Origin of the sequence: Mycobacterium hainanense, assembly GCF_041890355.1 — a bacterium.
Classification (GTDB): Bacteria; Actinomycetota; Actinomycetes; order Mycobacteriales; family Mycobacteriaceae; genus Mycobacterium; species Mycobacterium hainanense.
The window spans coordinates 310817-326090 of record NZ_CP169059.1 but is presented as its reverse complement, the minus strand read 5'-3'; the positions used below and the strand labels follow the sequence as shown (position 1 = coordinate 326090).

Genomic DNA, 15274 nt, shown 5'->3' with positions numbered 1-15274 from the left:
GTTTGCCTCCTCACCACACGGATTCGAGAATGTCGTACTGCGCTGGGCGCAGCGCGGCAGCCCTATCCAGCGCCATGCACATTGCTACGGCGAGGTCGATTTTGTTGGGGCTGTGGGGGCTTTCCTTGCACAGCGTGCGGCCACGTGGCCCGGTCTTCGCGCGGGCGTTGGCGACGTGCCGGGCCAACCGCGGGTCACCGGAGTGTGTGATGTTTCCTTCGCGGATGGCGTCGAAAGCTCGCTCGGTGGCTCCGACCATTTGCCTCTGTTGTTGCGGGTGGTCCACCACGTTGACGCCCTCTTCGGCCAGTTCCTCGAAGATGTGTTTCCACGCGAAGAGGTCGACCACTACTTCGGCGACGTCGTACCGGCCGCAGGCGTCCCGGATAGCCTGGATGACGTCCAGCGTGGGCACCCGCCACCCTTGCCACGCATTCGCCGGGCGTTCCCAACACTCCACAACATCGATGTGGGGTTTGTCGTCGTCGACGGTGACCGCTACCAGTGCGGTGGAGTCCCGAGAGAACGACCCGTCGAACCCGAGCACCACCCGTGCACCGTTTGCGATGGTTCGGCCGGGATCGGCACACGCATCCCATGCCCCGCTGGGCAGCCATGAGTCGATCGACACCGTCCACACACCTAAGTGATAGCGATGGAATTCCAATTCATCGATTTGATAGTATTTGGCCGCGACGCTTTCCACGTTGAGGAACTTGTCCGCGGCCGGAGACGCGGCGCGGATTGCGGCGCAGATTCCCTCGTACGTGCTGAGGTCGAATCGATCCGGTTCACAGCCCCACTGCACGTGCAAGAACGAAGGGTCTTTGATCTCGCCGCTGTTGACCTTGAGCCCGTAGTCATGCATTCGGCCGGCAAGCGAATCACGGTGGTAACCCGGCGTTGTCACGTTCAGTTCGAGTGCGTGCTCACGCTTGGACAAACCGTTGGTCAACACCAAGTGGCAGCGTTCCTGCTTTGGCGACATCCACGCGTGAATCTCGTCCGCTAAAACCGTTGTGGGCCTCGCACCGTCGTTCGTTCCGTCTGTTGCGAAAACGCGGTAGGCGCGGCCCGGCCCGTCTTTGCGGCGGATGTCGCTTTCGTAAGCCACGAGACGCTCACGCAGACTGGGACTTTCTTGCACATTGGTCTGCATGTCACGAAACACCAGGCCTGCCTGCTCAAAGGAGGCGGCGCCGATCGGGATCACCGGCGAAAACCGGTTGCACAACAAGTAGAGGGCGATGACGGTCATCAACAGACTCTTCCCGTTGCCCTTCGGCATTTCGATCAGCGCGCGCCGATACCGGTAGCGGCCGTCTGGCTTCTTCTCGAAAAGCCACCACAGGAGCAGCTTTTCAAAGAGTTCGAGCTCTACCGGCTGGCCGTAGAAGTCGCCCTCCCCGTACACACAATGCTGCTCGATCCAGGCGATAACCTCAGGCCCGTCGGAGGGTGCGTTGGTCAACGGCGGTGCCGACAGCGGCTCGGGCACCTCGGCAGGCCACGCCACCACCTCAGCCATCGTCATCGCCTTCGAATGTTGGCGGCCGCGGCGGCACCCATCCTCCGGCGATGGCCTTAAAATCCTCCCAGTTGAGGGAGCTGGCGCCGAGCAATTCGAACGCCTCCTTCAGCTTGGAGTCCACGCGGGCAAGCACCCGCCCCGTCCACTCCAGGTGGCCGCTCATGCCATTCGCGCCAAGGACGTCTTGCAGCTGCTGTGAGCCAGCGACCTCAGGCAGTTCACGCAAAGCCTCCACACGCTCTCCGAGGCTCTCGACGCCATATTCGAGTAGGCCGAATTGCTCGGCCAGACTGCCCCAATCGAACCCCATTTCGCCCATGGATGCTGCTCCTAATCATTTGTTGATCCGGTGCCCCCAGCCGAGGGGTGAAACCGGGGGCACCGGAGTTGGGTGGTCAAGCCCGCCGTCAGCGCTTCCATCGCTTCGTGGCGTCTTGACCGCAGTCGAACCCGTTGGGCTTCCTTCCCGCGTTGGTTCGGCTGGTGGCCCGGCGCTGGCGGCGGGAACGGAAGAAGCGCCGCCAGCGCCGGGTGGCGTGGCCCCGCTGCACACCAGGGCCGATGGCTGCCCAGGTCGCACGCAGCGGGGAGGGGCAACGGGAGCATTGGGTTTCAGGTCTCCAGCCGTCGTTGGAGTGCGGCCAGGTCGAGGTCGGCCTGTTGCGCGCGGCGGCGGTGGTGATCTAGTTGGATCTGCCGTTCTTTGATTTTCTGGTCCACCTCAATCGACTCCAGCTTTCTCTGAAGGTCTCTGGTGCGGTTGATGTTTTCTTGCTGGACGCGGGCGGCATCGGCGTTCTTGATCTTGCGCGCGTGCAAGTCAAGCTGATCGCGGCGCAGGCGCGTGTTGACGTCGGCGTGTTCACCCTCGTTTCCCGGATGGTCTCGCATCGCCTGCGCCCTTTCCAGTTGCCGCTGTTCTTCAAGAAGCTCGTCGAGTTTTGCGCATCCCGCCATAAAAATATGGTCCTCGTCCTCGGTTAAATAACGCTCTTCGCTGGCCGCCGGCTCGACTACTGCTTTGACCTGCCCCCAGATCATTTCGCGCTCCTGGTGGATCTGTTGGATGCGAATCCCGGCTTTTGTTAGCGCCATAGTTAATTAGCTCCAAAGAGTTGGCCCGCCACGGCTTTAACGGTTCTCGTGGATATCTCGGGCAGCAGCCGCGCCCACAGGATCAGCGCCTCCACAACGACCGCGGAAGCAAGGTCGTCGGCCGCGCGTAAGACCGTGTTGTACTGGTTGGCGCCGATAGCCCAAAGCGCAGCTGGGTCGATTCGATCTGAATCGTCGAGATTTGCTACGTCATAGGTGATTTGGTGGGCCAGCAGCAACCGAGCAGCAGCCCTGGTGGTTTGCGCTTGCGCTGACTGCTCGATGTCTAGCAACGTGGCCGTTATCTCCATCAACCCCTGTGGTGTGCGATTGCGTTTGGCCAGTGTGCAGCAGAGGGCGAGCGTGCCGACGACAATGTCGCCCAGACGCTCATCGTCGTCGGCTGCCTGGTCGAGAAGGGTCATGAGTTGGAACGGACTCACCCCTCGAAAGGCTGCGTCTACGAGATGCGTTGAAGCGGAGCCGGTTGCGAAGCCGCGTGTCTTGAGACGGCCCCATAAGTGTGCCCATTCGTCGCGGCTCATCGTTCGGTCACTGCTCTGCACTTCAGGCCGCCTTCTGCTGTAGTAGTTCTTCGACCGCCGATAACGGCATCCACCACCGGCCGCTGGCGTCGCGGCGCCCCTCAATAAGTCCAAGCCGAAGCTTCTTACGCAGTGTGTCGGGTTTCATCTCCAGCATCCCCGCGGCCGTGGTCGAGTCGATCTCTGCACTACCGAATTGTATGGACGAGAGCGCCCTGAAGGTCGCATCTGTCGCGCCTACGCGACGACGGCGGCCCGGCGCCAAGGCGGCGTGCAGTTGACGAAGGCGAACACTAACGAGACGGCTCCGGTTGGCCAATTCGGCGTCAACGAATGCGATTACGCCGCATAACTCGGCCACCATTTCGGGCGCAATGAGGCTGCCCCCAGGCAGGTGCATCACCTGAGAGTCCAACTCCGCCATCGCCCGATTCACGTTTACTCCGCTTCCCCCGCCGCCTGCAATTCCGCCGCGACAATTTCGGCGTTGACCGCGGCAATCGCCGCCTCACGTGACCCGTGTTCGCGCACCACCGCTGCGGCTGCCCTCTTGGTCAGGGCGCCCAGCACGAACGCGGTGACCTCGATGCCGTTCCCGGCGATCCGCATAACCTCTGAGGCCACGCGATCCTGGTCACCGGTCACGCCGGCGAGCAGCAACCAGCGGGTGGCCGCGAGGAGCGCCCCGAGCTCGGAAGGCGTGGGCTGCTCTTCGGATTCGGTCGGAGTATTCATGGGGTTCCTTTTCTGGTGGTGGGTCATGCGGCGGCTTCCTCTGCGTCCCGAAGCGCCCAGCGCAGGTTCGCCAGGTGGCAGTTGTCGAGATCGCAGTCAATGTGCTGTGCATAGTGGTGGGGAGTAGGCGCCGGGCCGTGGAATGTCGCCAAGACGAGGTCGGCCAGGTCGAAATGTGCGGCAGTGTTGTTCTTGTACAACTTGATGCGCCACCTGTCGCCTTCACGTCGGCGCATCGGGACCAGGATGCCGCCGGGCACCAGGCGCGTCCGTTCCTCGCCGTTCGGGCTGTAGCGGACTTGGCGCGGTAGGCCCCGGTGACGCCCCAGGTTCGAGATTTCGTAGCGGTGTTCGTATCCGCCGATAGGCAGCCAGGTTTCAGGGATGTCGTCCGACACGAGCGATCCCGTCATGCCGCTCGCCGCCCTCGTCGCCAGCGTTGGTTCGGCGACAACCATTGCCGCACTTGACCGCCGACAACGCCATGAACGCTGCCCTCCGCCAAGCCGCCGGCCCATTCCGCGCAAACTTGGAGCACGGGGCACTCCGTGCACAACGCGATGGCGCGGTCGACGAGTACGGGGTCCTCGGGGTCGCCCCATAGTTCGGGCTCGCCGACACACAGTCCGGCGCTCAAATCCGGTTGGGCGCGCACGTCGGCAATCAGTTCGGAGGCGGTGGTCACGACGTTTCCCCGGTGGCCTCACGCCCGAAATCAAACAAGTCCTCTGACGCGTTCCATGCCGAGTTTTCGACGCGGCGTAACTCCCTGTGCAGCTCACTGTGGCGAGCGAATACGGCCTGGTGTTCGGTCTCGAAATCGGCTATTCGCTTTTCGAGCGCCCTGAGTTCGGCCCACGCCTCGTCGGCGGTGGCGATCATGTCACTGAGCCTCAGCAGTTCCGGGTAGTTCACTGTGGCGGACATGGTGGTGGTCATTGCGTTTCCTTTTCAGGTGGTGGGGACTCGGTAGTAGTGGATTTCGCGGCCGGGTAGCGGTTGGCCGGGCTTGATCGTGTTGCGGCACGGCTCACCCGGTCGGGCCTTGCAGAGGCCGCACCTCACGACTAGTGCGGCAGCGATGTCGGCGGGGTTCATGTCGACTCCCGCACGTGCCTGGGTTCGCTGAAATCGACCGCCGCATCAGCGCCGGTAAGCGCTGCTGCGCTTAGCCGATCTCCGCTGGCACAGCGACTTACACACGGCACCCGGCGTAAGCGACGTCCGTCGTCGGCGGTGCAAAATTGGCCCGCCGGGGCGCCACAATGCCCACATGGGCGTTGTAACGCGTCTCCGGCCGCCTCGTAAGCCATCCAGATTACCTGTGTTTTCCGGGGGCGCAGCGCGATCACGTTGTCTGTCATGCGACGCCTACGATCGCGGCCTGTAGGGCCTCTATCCGGCTGGGGTGCGGGCTGGTGGGGTTGCCGGTGGCAGCGTTGGTGCATGCCCGTGCGATGGTTGCGTGGCACCAAGGGCAGGCGACATTTAATGGGTTGTGCGGGTTACGTTGGGGTGTGCTGGGCGTCGGTGCGGGCATGCTTACCCGGTGGCCGATCTGCTCGACGACATCGCCGAGCCGGGCACGGTTTCGGGCCTCTAACGCTTGGTCGTGCCGATCCTCCCGCGCCTCACGTTCGGCATCCGATTCGGCTTCGGCGCGGTCGCGGCGTACCTGTCGTGCGGCTTGGATGACGTCGCGGGGCAGGGGCCGGAAACCGGCCCCGTTGTCCCGGTACGCGATTTTCACGCCTTTGAGCACATCGGCCTCCCCGAGCTTGTATTCCTCGATCGCTTCGGCCCACGCGTCGACGGTGGCGCGGTTGGGTTGGGGAAACCACGGGTCGTATGCCGCACATTTCGCAAGAGCCCTGGCGGCGGTTTGGTGGTAGTCGGTCATTCGATCTCCGTCTGCGGGTTGGGGTTTGGGGCGCCAAGGCTGGCCCACCCGGCGACTTTCGCTTCGCCTGCAGTGAGGCCATCAGCGTTGACGCTGGGACGATTTAATGCTGGCTTCGGACGTGCTCGGTGCAGCCAGGTCCTGAATGCCCGATCCCAGTCCTGTTTGCAGGCGCGCTGTCCCGATTCGCCCAACCAGTAGTTGACGAAGGCTTCCCATTCGGCATTCAGGTCCAAGTGGCCGAAACGCTCTCGAGCCCATTGCGTGGTGGCTTGGGATGGTCGCCAGTCGCCGGGGATGCGGCACCCGCGCTTGGTGTCGGCCGGCGTGGCCCGCGCCGAATTCTCAGCGGGTGCACCTACAGACGTGACGTTTCCGTCAGAAGTACCGTCAGAAGAACCGTCAAGTACGACACCCAGGGTGTCGGTATCGGTCCCGATTTTGTCGGTATCGGTCTCGTGTTTGTCGGTATCGGTCGGGACCGATCGCGACAGCTGGATGTCGGTATCGGTCGGTGGCGATGCCGACACTTGGACGTCGGTATCGGTCGGGACCGATCGCGACAGCTGGATGTCGGTATCGGTCGGCAACAAAATCTCGTAGACCGGGGCGCACACGTGCCCGTGGTTGTTATTGAAGCCGGGCCTTACGACACGGAGCAACCCGGCGTCTTTTAGTTCACGGACGGCGCGCTCCGCAGTACGTTTTGACGGGAGCTGATCGCCGCTGCCGTAGATGCCGTCACAGATGTGGCTCCACCGTACCGAGCCTTGCCCCGATACCTGGCTGCACTTCTCGGCGATGGCGATCAGGGCGTGGAAGGCCGTCCCAGACAAACCCTTTGCCTTCAGGGATGCCGCCGCGTGGATAACTTCCCCCACCAGCTTCCCGCTCATTCTGTCGGCCTGGCCGGAGAGGTGCGATGAGGCGAATTGTGTTGTGCAGTGGTAATATCGACTTCGTCAGCGATAGCCTCTGTGGTGGTGGTTTGGCTGATGTTGATGGTGTGGGCGCCGCCCTGTGGTGGGGCGGCACCTTCCCCTGGCGGCACAAAAATCGCGCGCACCGGAGACCCACACCCTGTCTGGGTGGTGGACAACTGAAGTCTCTCTCTCTTTTGACGCCGGTGCGTGGTTCGGCGGAGCGGTTAATTATGTTGATGTACGGTGGTTTTGCGTTGCGTGGCCTAGGTGGCTAGTTGCCCCCGAGAGAACTGGGGCAACTCGTTGGTCGCTGGCCACCTCTAGCTGGTGGACGTACTCGGCAATTTGGCGGTCGGTGGAAAATCGGCGCTTGCCGATCGTGACCGATTTGAGTTCCCCGCTCTTCCAGAGCTTGAACACGGTCGAGCGGCCCACTCCTAACCTGTTGGCGGTCTCGAAGCAGTCGTTGGTCATCGGAATTTCCTTCGGTGCACAGCGCATAATCTGCCGCTGGATTATTCTCTACGCGCAATATACTAGCATGGCCTTCCTTGGACGCAACACTATGTGCAATACTCTGCGCGTGGCGAATGACGACCCCGGCGAGAAGTGGGCCTCCGAACTGGTCAAGCGCGTCGGCCTCGCAGTCAAAAAGGCCCGCGATGGCAAGTCGGCGGCCTGGCTCAGCGAGCGCACTGCGGAACTTGGGTACAGGATCTCACCCACGGTCATAGCGAAGCTGGATTCGGGTCACCGCGGCAATGTTCTCAACGTCGCTGAGCTGCTGGTTCTTGCTGCGGCACTTGAGGTTCCGCCACTGGTGCTGCTGTACCCCGACCTGGCGGACGGCGAGGTTGAATTGATCCCTGGGCGGCCGGGCAGCAGTTGGGACGCCTACCTATGGGCGACTGGCGAGGCTCCGTCGTTCACGAACCCCGGCGCTAGGCCGTCCAAGGGCGCCGAGTTGTTGGCCGCGACCCGCAGGCGTGCAGAGTTGATTGCGACGCTCCCCGGCTTGCAGATCGCGGCCGCCGCTGCACCCGACGAGCTTGTCAAGGCCGCCCTCAAGACCCAGGAGTCGAGCAACCGCGACGAGATCGACCGACTCAGCGCACTGATCCGCGACAACGGCGGCGTGATCCACGATGCCTAGGCAACGCCTTCAGCCCGGCGAGCATGGACGAATCACCGAATGGTCTGGCGGTGGCAAGCATTTCGCGGCAACCTATGTTCGGGATGGCGACGGCAAGCGTCGGCGGGTGGAGCGGTCGAGCGAAAAATCGATCGAGGATGCCCGGCGGATTCTCCAGCGTCACCTGGCGAACCGGCGCACGCCGCTCGCAGGTCAGACCGTCACCGATAAGACCACTCTGTCGGAATTGTTCGATCTTTGGATTGAGACGAAGGCCGCGGTGGACGGGGTCAGCCAGCAGACAGCGGGTCAGTACCGGGACGTGTGGAAGGTGCATGGCGATCGTCAGCTCGGTGCGCTGCGCATAACTGAGTTGCCGACTAGTCGCGTCAACGCGCGGCTGCAGCAGATGGGCGCCACCACGCAAGCGAAGCGGCTCCGAATGATCCTGTCGGGCATGTGCGGCCTAGCCGTGCGGTACGACGTCTTGGCCGTGAATCCCGTCCGGGAGACACGGACAAGTAGGACTAGGCGCAAGCCAACGAGGGCCGCGACGCCGACTGAATTCGCCCGCATCAGGGCAGCGGTGAAGGCGCACGTTGACCGTAAACGGCCAGGGCCGCGTAGAGGAGCGAGCCAGTTGCTGCCCGCCTTCATCGAATGCTTGGCGGCCACCGGCGTCCGGCCCAACGAGGTTCTCGCGATCGAGTGGCCAGACGTCGACCTCCTCGCTGATCCACCTACGGTCACGGTCACCGGGACCTTGATCGATCACGGCAAGATCGCCGGCAAGCCGCTGCATCGCCAGGACCACCGCAAGCACGGAGCACCACCGCACACTGTTGTGCTTCCGAAGTTTGGCGTCGAGGCGCTGACCACGCTCGTCGCCGAAACGGGAGGCCTAGGTGGTCCGGTGTTCGCCAACCGTAATGGCGGGTGGATGAGTCTGGCGAATATGCGCCGTGCGCTACGGGCGGCGCTGCCGGGTGACCTTGAGTGGGTGACACCGCATAGTTTCCGGCGCACCGTCGCGACGGTCGTGCGCGACGCGCATGGCCCAGCGGCGGCTCAGCAGCAATTGAGTCACACCAAGCTGGCGACCACGGAAGCTCATTATTTGCAGCGGCAGACGCGCGGGCCGGACGTGCGGGGGGTGCTTGAGGAATTCGCAGGTAGCGATAGTGGAGATCGAATGTGATGGGAAAGTATCGGATCTCGGGCGTGTTGCCTGTGGCTGGGAAGCCATTTCCGCAGGTACAAAGCGCGCCCGAAGGGATTCGAACCCCTAACCTTCTGATCCGTAGTCAGATGCTCTATCCGTTGAGCTACGGGCGCAGTGTTCAGTTGTCTCGCGTTGTGTTCCTTGGCGGAGGCGAGAGGATTTGAACCTCCGGTCCCCTTTGAGGGGGACAACTCATTAGCAGTGAGCCCCATTCGGCCGCTCTGGCACGCCTCCCTTGGACTGTTTGAGGGTACCCGACCCCTTCCCGGTCTCGCGGAACCGGCCATAGCGTACACATTTGCGACATAAACTGTCGAAGTGACTGCCCGCTTGCGTCCCGAACTGGCCGGACTGCCGGTCTATGTGCCCGGCAAGAACGTGCCGGGCTCCATCAAACTGGCCAGCAACGAGACCGTGTACGGGCCGCTGCCCAGCGTGCACGCCGCTATCGAACGCGCGGTGGCCGTCGTCAACCGCTACCCGGACAACGCCAGCGTGGACCTCAAGGCCGCGCTGGCCATGCACCTCGGCTCCGACGTCGCCCCCGAGCACATCGCGGTTGGCAGCGGTTCGGTCACCCTGTGCCAGCAGCTGGTCCAGATCACCGCCGCCGCCGGCGACGAGGTGATGATCGGCTGGCGCAGCTTCGAGTGCTACCTGCCCATCATCCAGGTGTCGGGCGCGGCGACCGTCAAGGTGCCGTTGACCGACCACACGCACGACCTCGATGCGATGCTCGCCGCGATCACCGACCGCACCCGGCTGATCTTCGTGTGCAACCCGAACAACCCGACATCCACGGTCGTCGACCCGGACGACCTGGTCCGCTTCGTCGAAGCCGTGCCGCCGCACATCCTGATCGCCATCGACGAGGCCTACGTCGAATACATCCGCGACGGCATGCTGCCCAACAGCTTGGAGCTGGCCCTGTCCCGCGGCAATGTCGTTGTGCTGCGTACATTTTCGAAGGCCTACGGGCTGGCGGGGCTGCGCGTCGGTTATGCGGTCGGCCACCCGGAACTGATCACCGCGCTGGACAAGGTCGTCATGCCGTTCGCCGTGACCAACGTCGGCCAGGCGGCCGCGATCGCGTCGCTGGAGGCGTCCGACGAACTGGCGGCCCGCACCGACGCGCTGGTCGCCGAGCGCACCCGCGTCAGCGCGGCGCTGCGCGACGCCGGGTTCACCCTGCCGCCGTCGCAGGCCAACTTCGTCTGGCTGCCGCTGGGCGCTCGCACCGAGGACTTCACCGAGCAGGCCGCCAACGCGCGCCTGGTGGTGCGACCGTTCGCGGGCGAGGGGGTGCGCGTCACCATCGGTGCGGTGGAGGAGAATGACGCCCTGTTGGACTTCGCCTGCGACTGGATTTCCCGCACCGAACCGTAAGGAAAGTGTCCGTTGGACTTGGCGCGCAAACTGTTCACCGAGTTCAAGGAGCGCGGCGGCGAGATTCCCGATACCGAACTCGATGACTTCTGGGCCAGCCTTGAGCCGGCGACGATCGAGGGAATGCTGGGCGAGTGGAAGGGCGGCGAGTTCCGCACCGGCCACCGGATGAACGGCCAGCTCGAGAAGGCCCGCTGGTTCGGCAAGACGTTCAAGTCGGCCCGCGACGTGCAGCCGCTGGTCTGCCTTGACGCCGACGGCAACAAGTACTCCAACGTGGCGATGGGCAAGGGCGAGGCCAGCCTGTGGCTCGAGGAGTTCCGCGGCGAGGTCACCGCGACGATGGTCTACGACGGCCAGCCCGTGCACGACCACTTCAAGAAGATCGACGACGACGCCGTCATGGGCATCATGAACGGCAAGGGCGTCCGGGACAACGGCCGCTATTACTACTTCTACCTCGAGCGGGTCTAACGGCTGGGCCTTCGCGTGTGCGGCTGGCCGCACACTCGGCGACCAATGTGCGGCTGGCCGCACACTCGCACCCCGTGCGCGCTGACGGCAGCTACCGGGCCGGATTGCGGCCGGTGAACGCGACCAACTGCTCGAGCGCGCCCGCATCCTCGGGCGCGTCGACGGGGTCGTCGAACCCGGCGCCACCGCGAAACTCCGGCTTGATGACCTCACGGGCAAGCCCCAACACGTATTCGGACAGCGGCTCGGGCGCGCTGATTTCGTGTCCCACGGCGACGGCGTAATCCCAGGCGTGCACCAGGAATTCGATGGACAGGGCGGCGCACGCGCTCTTGGCGGGCATCTCACCCTTGCCGAACGGCACCGACCCGTCCAGGCCGTGCCGGTGCCACGCATCCAGCGCCGGTCGGGCCGCGGTAATCACCTGCCGTTCCACCGAATCGCCTTCGTCGCGCTCCGGAATCTGCGCGCCGACCATGCCGCCCAGCGCCGTGATCGAGCCCAGCAGGTGACCGGTCAACTGCGCGACGTCGAACTCCGTGCACGGCGTTCGCCGGGACAGGTCGTCGGCCGCGATCGTGTGCAGCACCCGCTGCAGCACTCCGAGCGTGTCCTCGGCGCTGTGCAGTTCGTCGGGGGGCGGGGAATCGGGGCCGGGCCGCAAATCAGGAGCCATATTTGCCACGCTACGGTCTCGATATGGCGCAAGCATACGAATCCGTCACGGTGGAGACGAAAGATCACGTCGCGCAGGTGACGCTGATCGGACCGGGCAAGGGCAACGCGATGGGTCCGGCGTTCTGGTCCGAGATGCCGGAGCTGTTCGCGACGCTGGACGCCGACCCCGAGGTGCGGGCCATCGTGCTGACCGGTTCGGGCAGGAACTTCAGCTACGGCCTGGACGTGCCCGCGATGGGCGGCTCGTTCACCCCGCTGCTGTCCGGGGACGCGTTGGCCGGCCCGAGAGCGGTCTTCCATCGCGAGGTCAAACGCATGCAGGGCGCGATCACCGCGGTCGCGGACTGCCGCACCCCGACCATCGCCTCTGTGCACGGCTGGTGCATCGGCGGAGGGGTCGACCTGATCTCCGCGGTCGACATCCGCTACGCGAGCGCCGACGCCAAATTCTCGGTGCGCGAGGTCAAGCTGGCCATCGTCGCCGACGTCGGCAGCCTGGCCCGCCTCCCGTACATCCTGAGCGACGGACATCTGCGCGAACTGGCGCTGACCGGTAAGGACATCGACGCCGCCCGGGCCGAGAAGATCGGCCTGGTCAACGACGTGTACGACGACGCCGAGGCGACCCTGGCGGCCGCGCACGCCACCGCCGCCGAAATCGCCGCCAACCCGCCGCTGACCGTCCACGGGGTCAAGGATGTGCTCGACCAGCAGCGCGTCGCCGCGGTCTCGGAGAGCCTGCGCTACGTCGCCGCCTGGAACGCCGCCTTCCTGCCGTCGAAGGACCTGACCGAGGGCATCGCGGCGACATTCGAGAAGCGGCCGCCGCAGTTCACGGGCGAGTGAGGCACGTACCCTCGCTGGGGTGACGTCGACAAGCGCGGGCGACGATGCAGAGTGCGGCGATGTGGAGGAGCGGCGCCAGTGACATCAGACGGCAGGATCCGCCTCCCGGCTGACCTGGACGCCGTGACGGTGATCGGCGCCGAAGACCACTCCGATATCGACAGCGCCGCCGTCGACCGCATCTGGGCGGCCGCCCGGCACTGGTACCGGGGCGGCTTCCACCCCGCCATCCAGCTGTGCATCCGCCGGCACGGGCGTGTCGTGCTCAACCGCGCGATCGGCCACGGCTGGGGCAACGCCCCGACCGACCCGCCCGACGCCGAGAAGATCCCCGTCACGCCCGACACGCCGTTCTGCGTGTACTCGGCGGCCAAGGGCATGGCGGCGACCGTCATCCACATGCTGGTGGAGCGCGGGGTCTTCTCTCTCGACGACCGGGTGTGCGACTACATCCCGACGTTCACCAGTCACGGCAAACACCGCATCACCATCCGCCATGTCATGACGCACAGCGCCGGACTGCCCTTCCCGACCGGGGCCAAGCCGGACGTCAAACGGGCCGACGACCACGAGTACGCGCAGCAGAAGCTGGGCGAGCTGCGCCCGCTCTACCGGCCAGGCCTGGTGCACATCTACCACGCGCTGACCTGGGGACCGCTGGTGCGCGAGCTCGTTTATGCGGCCACCGGCAAGGAGATTCGCGAGATCCTCGCCGCCGAAATTCTCGACCCGCTCGGCTTTCGATGGACCAACTTCGGCGTCTCCCAGGAAGACCTGCCGTTGGTCGCGCCGAGCCACGCGACCGGGCGCCCGTTGCCGCCGGTGGTCGCCCAGATCTTCCGCAAAGCGATCGGCGGAACCGTGCACGAGATGATTCCCATCACGAACACGCCGCTGTTTCTCACCACCATCATCCCGTCGTCCAACACGGTGTCCACCGCGCAGGAGATGTCCCGGTTCGCCGAAATCTGGCGTCGCGGAGGCAATCTCGACGGGGTCCGGGTGATGAGCCCGGAGACGATGTACGGCGCGATCCAGCAATGCCGCCGTCTGCGACCGGATTTCGCGGTCGGACTGCAGCCCGCCCGGTGGGGCACCGGCTTCATCCTCGGAACCGACCGGTGGGGGCCGTTCGGGCGCCACGCCCCCAACGCTTTCGGCAATCTGGGGCTGGTCAACATCGCGATCTGGGCCGACCCCGCCCGGGGTCTGGCGGCCGGCGTCGTCAGCAGCGGCAAACCCGGGCGTGACCCGGAAGCGAAACGCTACACCGCCCTGATGGACGCGATCACCGCCGAAATCCCCACCGATTGAGGGCGCCCCCGGGTGGGAACACTGCCCGCATGGCTACCTACCGAGTGCTCAACCCCAAGGGCGACGTCGTCGCGACCAAGGACATCGAAAGCGCCGACAAAGCGCACGCGTGGTTCACCGACGAGGCGGTCGAGGGCAACGAACTTGGCTGGCGCATGGAAGTCGAGGCCGACGGCGAGTGGCGCTTCTTCGACGACAGCGAAGGCGATCGCAGCTACTAGGGTTTGCGTCCCGGTCGGCGGGGCACCCGAAAAGGCATGGACTCTGATCGCTTCCGCAAGTTGCTCGACGCCTCAGGCCCGTTCGCGTCGGTCTACTTCGATGACTCGCATGACACCCACGACGCCGAGGCTCAGCTCGAGCTCAAGTGGCGGGCGTTGAAGGAAGAACTCGAAACCCAGGGCGCCGCCGAGAATGTCGTCGAGGACATGGGGCGCGCGGTGATGGACCTGCGCCCGCCGATCGGGCGCAGCGGCCGCGCCGTCGTAGCCGGCGCCGAGGGCGTGCTGCTCAACGAACACCTGCTGAGGTCAACGGCACAGCCGATCGTGCGGGTGTCCGAACTGCCTTACATCGTCCCGATTGTCGAACACGGCTTTCACTGCCCGGACTACCTGGTGGTGGAGGTCGACCACACGGGCGCGGACATCACTCGCCGAGTCGGAGGCGCGCTGCGCTCGGAGGCCGTCGACGGTGGCGGGTTCCCCGTCCACCACGCCAAGGGCGCCGAAACGGCCGGCTACGGCGACCCGCAGCTGCGCAGCGACGAGGCCGCACGCAAGAACATGCGCGCGGTCGCCGACCGGATCGCGGAGCTCGTCGACGGGGCGAACATCGAGGTCGTCTTCGTCGTCGGCGAGGTCCGGTCGCGCTCGGACCTGCTCGCCGAACTGCCCGAGCGGATAATCCAGCTGGTGGACGAGCTGAACGTCGGGGCGCGCCACAGCGGACACGACGCTGACGAGTTGCAGCGCGCCATCGAGGACGGATGCCTGCGCCGCCACCTGGACGTGATCGCCGCTGCGGCCGAGCGTTTCACCGCGGAAGTGGGCCGGCAATCCGGGCTGGCCGCCGAGGGGCTGGACGCGGTGTGCTCGGCCCTGCGCCAGGGCGCGGTCGACACGTTGATCATCGGTGACGTCGGTGACGCCACCGTCGTCGCCGACGCCGACCTGACGACCGTGGCCCCCAACGAAAACGTGCTGTCGGAACAAGGTGCGGCCCCGGACAAGACCCTGCGGGCCGACGAGGCGTTGCCGCTGTTCGCGATTTCCGTCGGGGCGGCGCTGGTACGGATCGACGAGCGGATCACCCCGGCCGACGGGATCGGTGCACTGCTTCGCTACGCGCCGACGCTGCACCAGCCCGCCGGCTGACCGCTGCGGTGGCGGAGGGATTTGAACCCCCGGACGGTGTTAGCCGTCTCTCGCTTTCAAGGCGAGTGCATTAGGCCGCTCTGCCACGCCACCGCTGCTAAGGGTAACGGGGGTCGG

At 65.1% G+C, this 15274-nt stretch carries 20 protein-coding genes and 3 tRNA genes; 8 read left to right on the top strand and 15 right to left on the bottom strand.

The window, feature by feature from the left end; all coding sequences use genetic code 11:
• Positions 1-10 precede the first annotated feature (10 nt).
• The 11 genes from ACEL92_RS01530 to ACEL92_RS01480 form a co-directional block, all read right to left on the bottom strand.
• Positions 11-1528, bottom strand: coding sequence for a terminase large subunit domain-containing protein (locus ACEL92_RS01530; protein WP_374023919.1), 1518 nt, complete (start codon positions 1526-1528; stop codon positions 11-13).
• Entirely contained in the window at positions 1521-1850 is a 330-nt protein-coding gene (locus ACEL92_RS01525; RefSeq protein ID WP_374023918.1) for a hypothetical protein, read from the bottom strand. The genes ACEL92_RS01530 and ACEL92_RS01525 overlap by 8 nt, the downstream gene beginning before the upstream one ends.
• A 293-nt stretch (positions 1851-2143) precedes the next feature.
• Positions 2144-2626, bottom strand: a complete 483-nt coding sequence (locus ACEL92_RS01520) for a hypothetical protein (protein ID WP_374023917.1) — start codon at positions 2624-2626, stop codon at positions 2144-2146.
• 2 nt (positions 2627-2628) lie between these two features.
• Positions 2629-3051, bottom strand: coding sequence for a hypothetical protein (locus tag ACEL92_RS01515; protein WP_374023916.1), 423 nt, complete (start codon positions 3049-3051; stop codon positions 2629-2631).
• Positions 3052-3193: 142 nt separating this feature from the next.
• Positions 3194-3595 (bottom strand): hypothetical protein, encoded by a 402-nt coding sequence (locus ACEL92_RS01510; protein ID WP_374023915.1) that lies wholly within the window; start codon positions 3593-3595, stop codon positions 3194-3196.
• A gap of 14 nt (positions 3596-3609) precedes the next feature.
• Positions 3610-3906: a hypothetical protein gene (locus ACEL92_RS01505; RefSeq protein ID WP_374023914.1), complete on the bottom strand. Its 297-nt coding sequence runs from the start codon at positions 3904-3906 to the stop codon at positions 3610-3612.
• Positions 3907-3929: 23 nt separating this feature from the next.
• Positions 3930-4319 carry an NUMOD4 domain-containing protein gene (locus tag ACEL92_RS01500; protein ID WP_374023913.1) on the bottom strand — a complete coding sequence of 130 codons (390 nt, stop codon included), beginning with the start codon at positions 4317-4319 and terminating at the stop codon, positions 3930-3932.
• Positions 4316-4591, bottom strand: coding sequence for a WhiB family transcriptional regulator (locus ACEL92_RS01495; RefSeq protein ID WP_374023912.1), 276 nt, complete (start codon positions 4589-4591; stop codon positions 4316-4318). Before ACEL92_RS01495 ends, ACEL92_RS01500 begins: the two co-directional genes overlap by 4 nt.
• Positions 4588-4845 carry a hypothetical protein gene (locus ACEL92_RS01490; RefSeq protein ID WP_374023911.1) on the bottom strand — a complete coding sequence of 86 codons (258 nt, stop codon included), beginning with the start codon at positions 4843-4845 and terminating at the stop codon, positions 4588-4590. The genes ACEL92_RS01495 and ACEL92_RS01490 overlap by 4 nt, the downstream gene beginning before the upstream one ends.
• A gap of 421 nt (positions 4846-5266) precedes the next feature.
• A complete protein-coding gene (locus ACEL92_RS01485; RefSeq protein WP_374023910.1) occupies positions 5267-5806 on the bottom strand; it encodes a hypothetical protein in 540 nt (179 codons plus the stop codon).
• Positions 5803-6702: a hypothetical protein gene (locus tag ACEL92_RS01480; protein WP_374023909.1), complete on the bottom strand. Its 900-nt coding sequence runs from the start codon at positions 6700-6702 to the stop codon at positions 5803-5805. The genes ACEL92_RS01485 and ACEL92_RS01480 overlap by 4 nt, the downstream gene beginning before the upstream one ends.
• A gap of 397 nt (positions 6703-7099) precedes the next feature.
• Between ACEL92_RS01480 and ACEL92_RS01475 the strand changes: the two genes are divergently transcribed.
• A complete protein-coding gene (locus ACEL92_RS01475) occupies positions 7100-7882 on the top strand; it encodes a hypothetical protein (protein WP_374026434.1) in 783 nt (260 codons plus the stop codon).
• Entirely contained in the window at positions 7875-9059 is a 1185-nt protein-coding gene (locus tag ACEL92_RS01470) for a tyrosine-type recombinase/integrase (protein ID WP_374023908.1), read from the top strand. Before ACEL92_RS01475 ends, ACEL92_RS01470 begins: the two co-directional genes overlap by 8 nt.
• Before the next feature lie 64 nt (positions 9060-9123).
• On the opposite strand, the gene ACEL92_RS01465 is transcribed toward ACEL92_RS01470, so the two are convergent.
• Together ACEL92_RS01465 and ACEL92_RS01460 are read right to left on the bottom strand one after the other, a co-directional pair.
• Positions 9124-9196: transfer RNA gene (locus tag ACEL92_RS01465), tRNA-Arg, on the bottom strand.
• Between the two features lie 29 nt (positions 9197-9225).
• Positions 9226-9317 (bottom strand) — tRNA-Ser (locus ACEL92_RS01460).
• Between the two features lie 84 nt (positions 9318-9401).
• Here ACEL92_RS01460 and hisC point away from each other — a divergent pair.
• Together hisC and ACEL92_RS01450 are read left to right on the top strand one after the other, a co-directional pair.
• Positions 9402-10469: a histidinol-phosphate transaminase gene (gene hisC, locus ACEL92_RS01455; protein ID WP_374023907.1), complete on the top strand. Its 1068-nt coding sequence runs from the start codon at positions 9402-9404 to the stop codon at positions 10467-10469.
• Between the two features lie 12 nt (positions 10470-10481).
• Positions 10482-10943, top strand: a complete 462-nt coding sequence (locus ACEL92_RS01450; RefSeq protein WP_374023906.1) for a DUF4334 domain-containing protein — start codon at positions 10482-10484, stop codon at positions 10941-10943.
• A gap of 91 nt (positions 10944-11034) precedes the next feature.
• Here ACEL92_RS01450 and ACEL92_RS01445 read toward each other — a convergent pair whose 3' ends face one another.
• Positions 11035-11619 carry a TIGR03086 family metal-binding protein gene (locus tag ACEL92_RS01445; protein WP_374023905.1) on the bottom strand — a complete coding sequence of 195 codons (585 nt, stop codon included), beginning with the start codon at positions 11617-11619 and terminating at the stop codon, positions 11035-11037.
• 23 nt (positions 11620-11642) lie between these two features.
• Here ACEL92_RS01445 and ACEL92_RS01440 point away from each other — a divergent pair, with 23 nt between their 5' ends.
• The 4 genes from ACEL92_RS01440 (at position 11643) to ACEL92_RS01425 (ending at position 15157) form a co-directional block, all read left to right on the top strand.
• Positions 11643-12467, top strand: a complete 825-nt coding sequence (locus ACEL92_RS01440) for a crotonase/enoyl-CoA hydratase family protein (protein ID WP_374023904.1) — start codon at positions 11643-11645, stop codon at positions 12465-12467.
• A 78-nt stretch (positions 12468-12545) separates the two neighbouring features.
• Positions 12546-13781, top strand: a complete 1236-nt coding sequence (gene lipE, locus ACEL92_RS01435) for a lipase LipE (RefSeq protein WP_374023903.1) — start codon at positions 12546-12548, stop codon at positions 13779-13781.
• Between the two features lie 29 nt (positions 13782-13810).
• The gene (locus ACEL92_RS01430) at positions 13811-14002 is read left to right on the top strand and encodes a hypothetical protein (protein WP_374023902.1); all 192 of its coding nucleotides are present in this window, start codon (positions 13811-13813) and stop codon (positions 14000-14002) included.
• A 36-nt stretch (positions 14003-14038) separates the two neighbouring features.
• On the top strand, positions 14039-15157 hold the full coding sequence (locus ACEL92_RS01425; RefSeq protein WP_374023901.1) for a hypothetical protein: 1119 nt from the start codon (positions 14039-14041) through the stop codon (positions 15155-15157).
• A 6-nt stretch (positions 15158-15163) separates the two neighbouring features.
• Here the strand turns inward: ACEL92_RS01425 and ACEL92_RS01420 are convergent.
• Positions 15164-15250: transfer RNA gene (locus tag ACEL92_RS01420), tRNA-Ser, on the bottom strand.
• Positions 15251-15274: the final 24 nt, after the last annotated feature.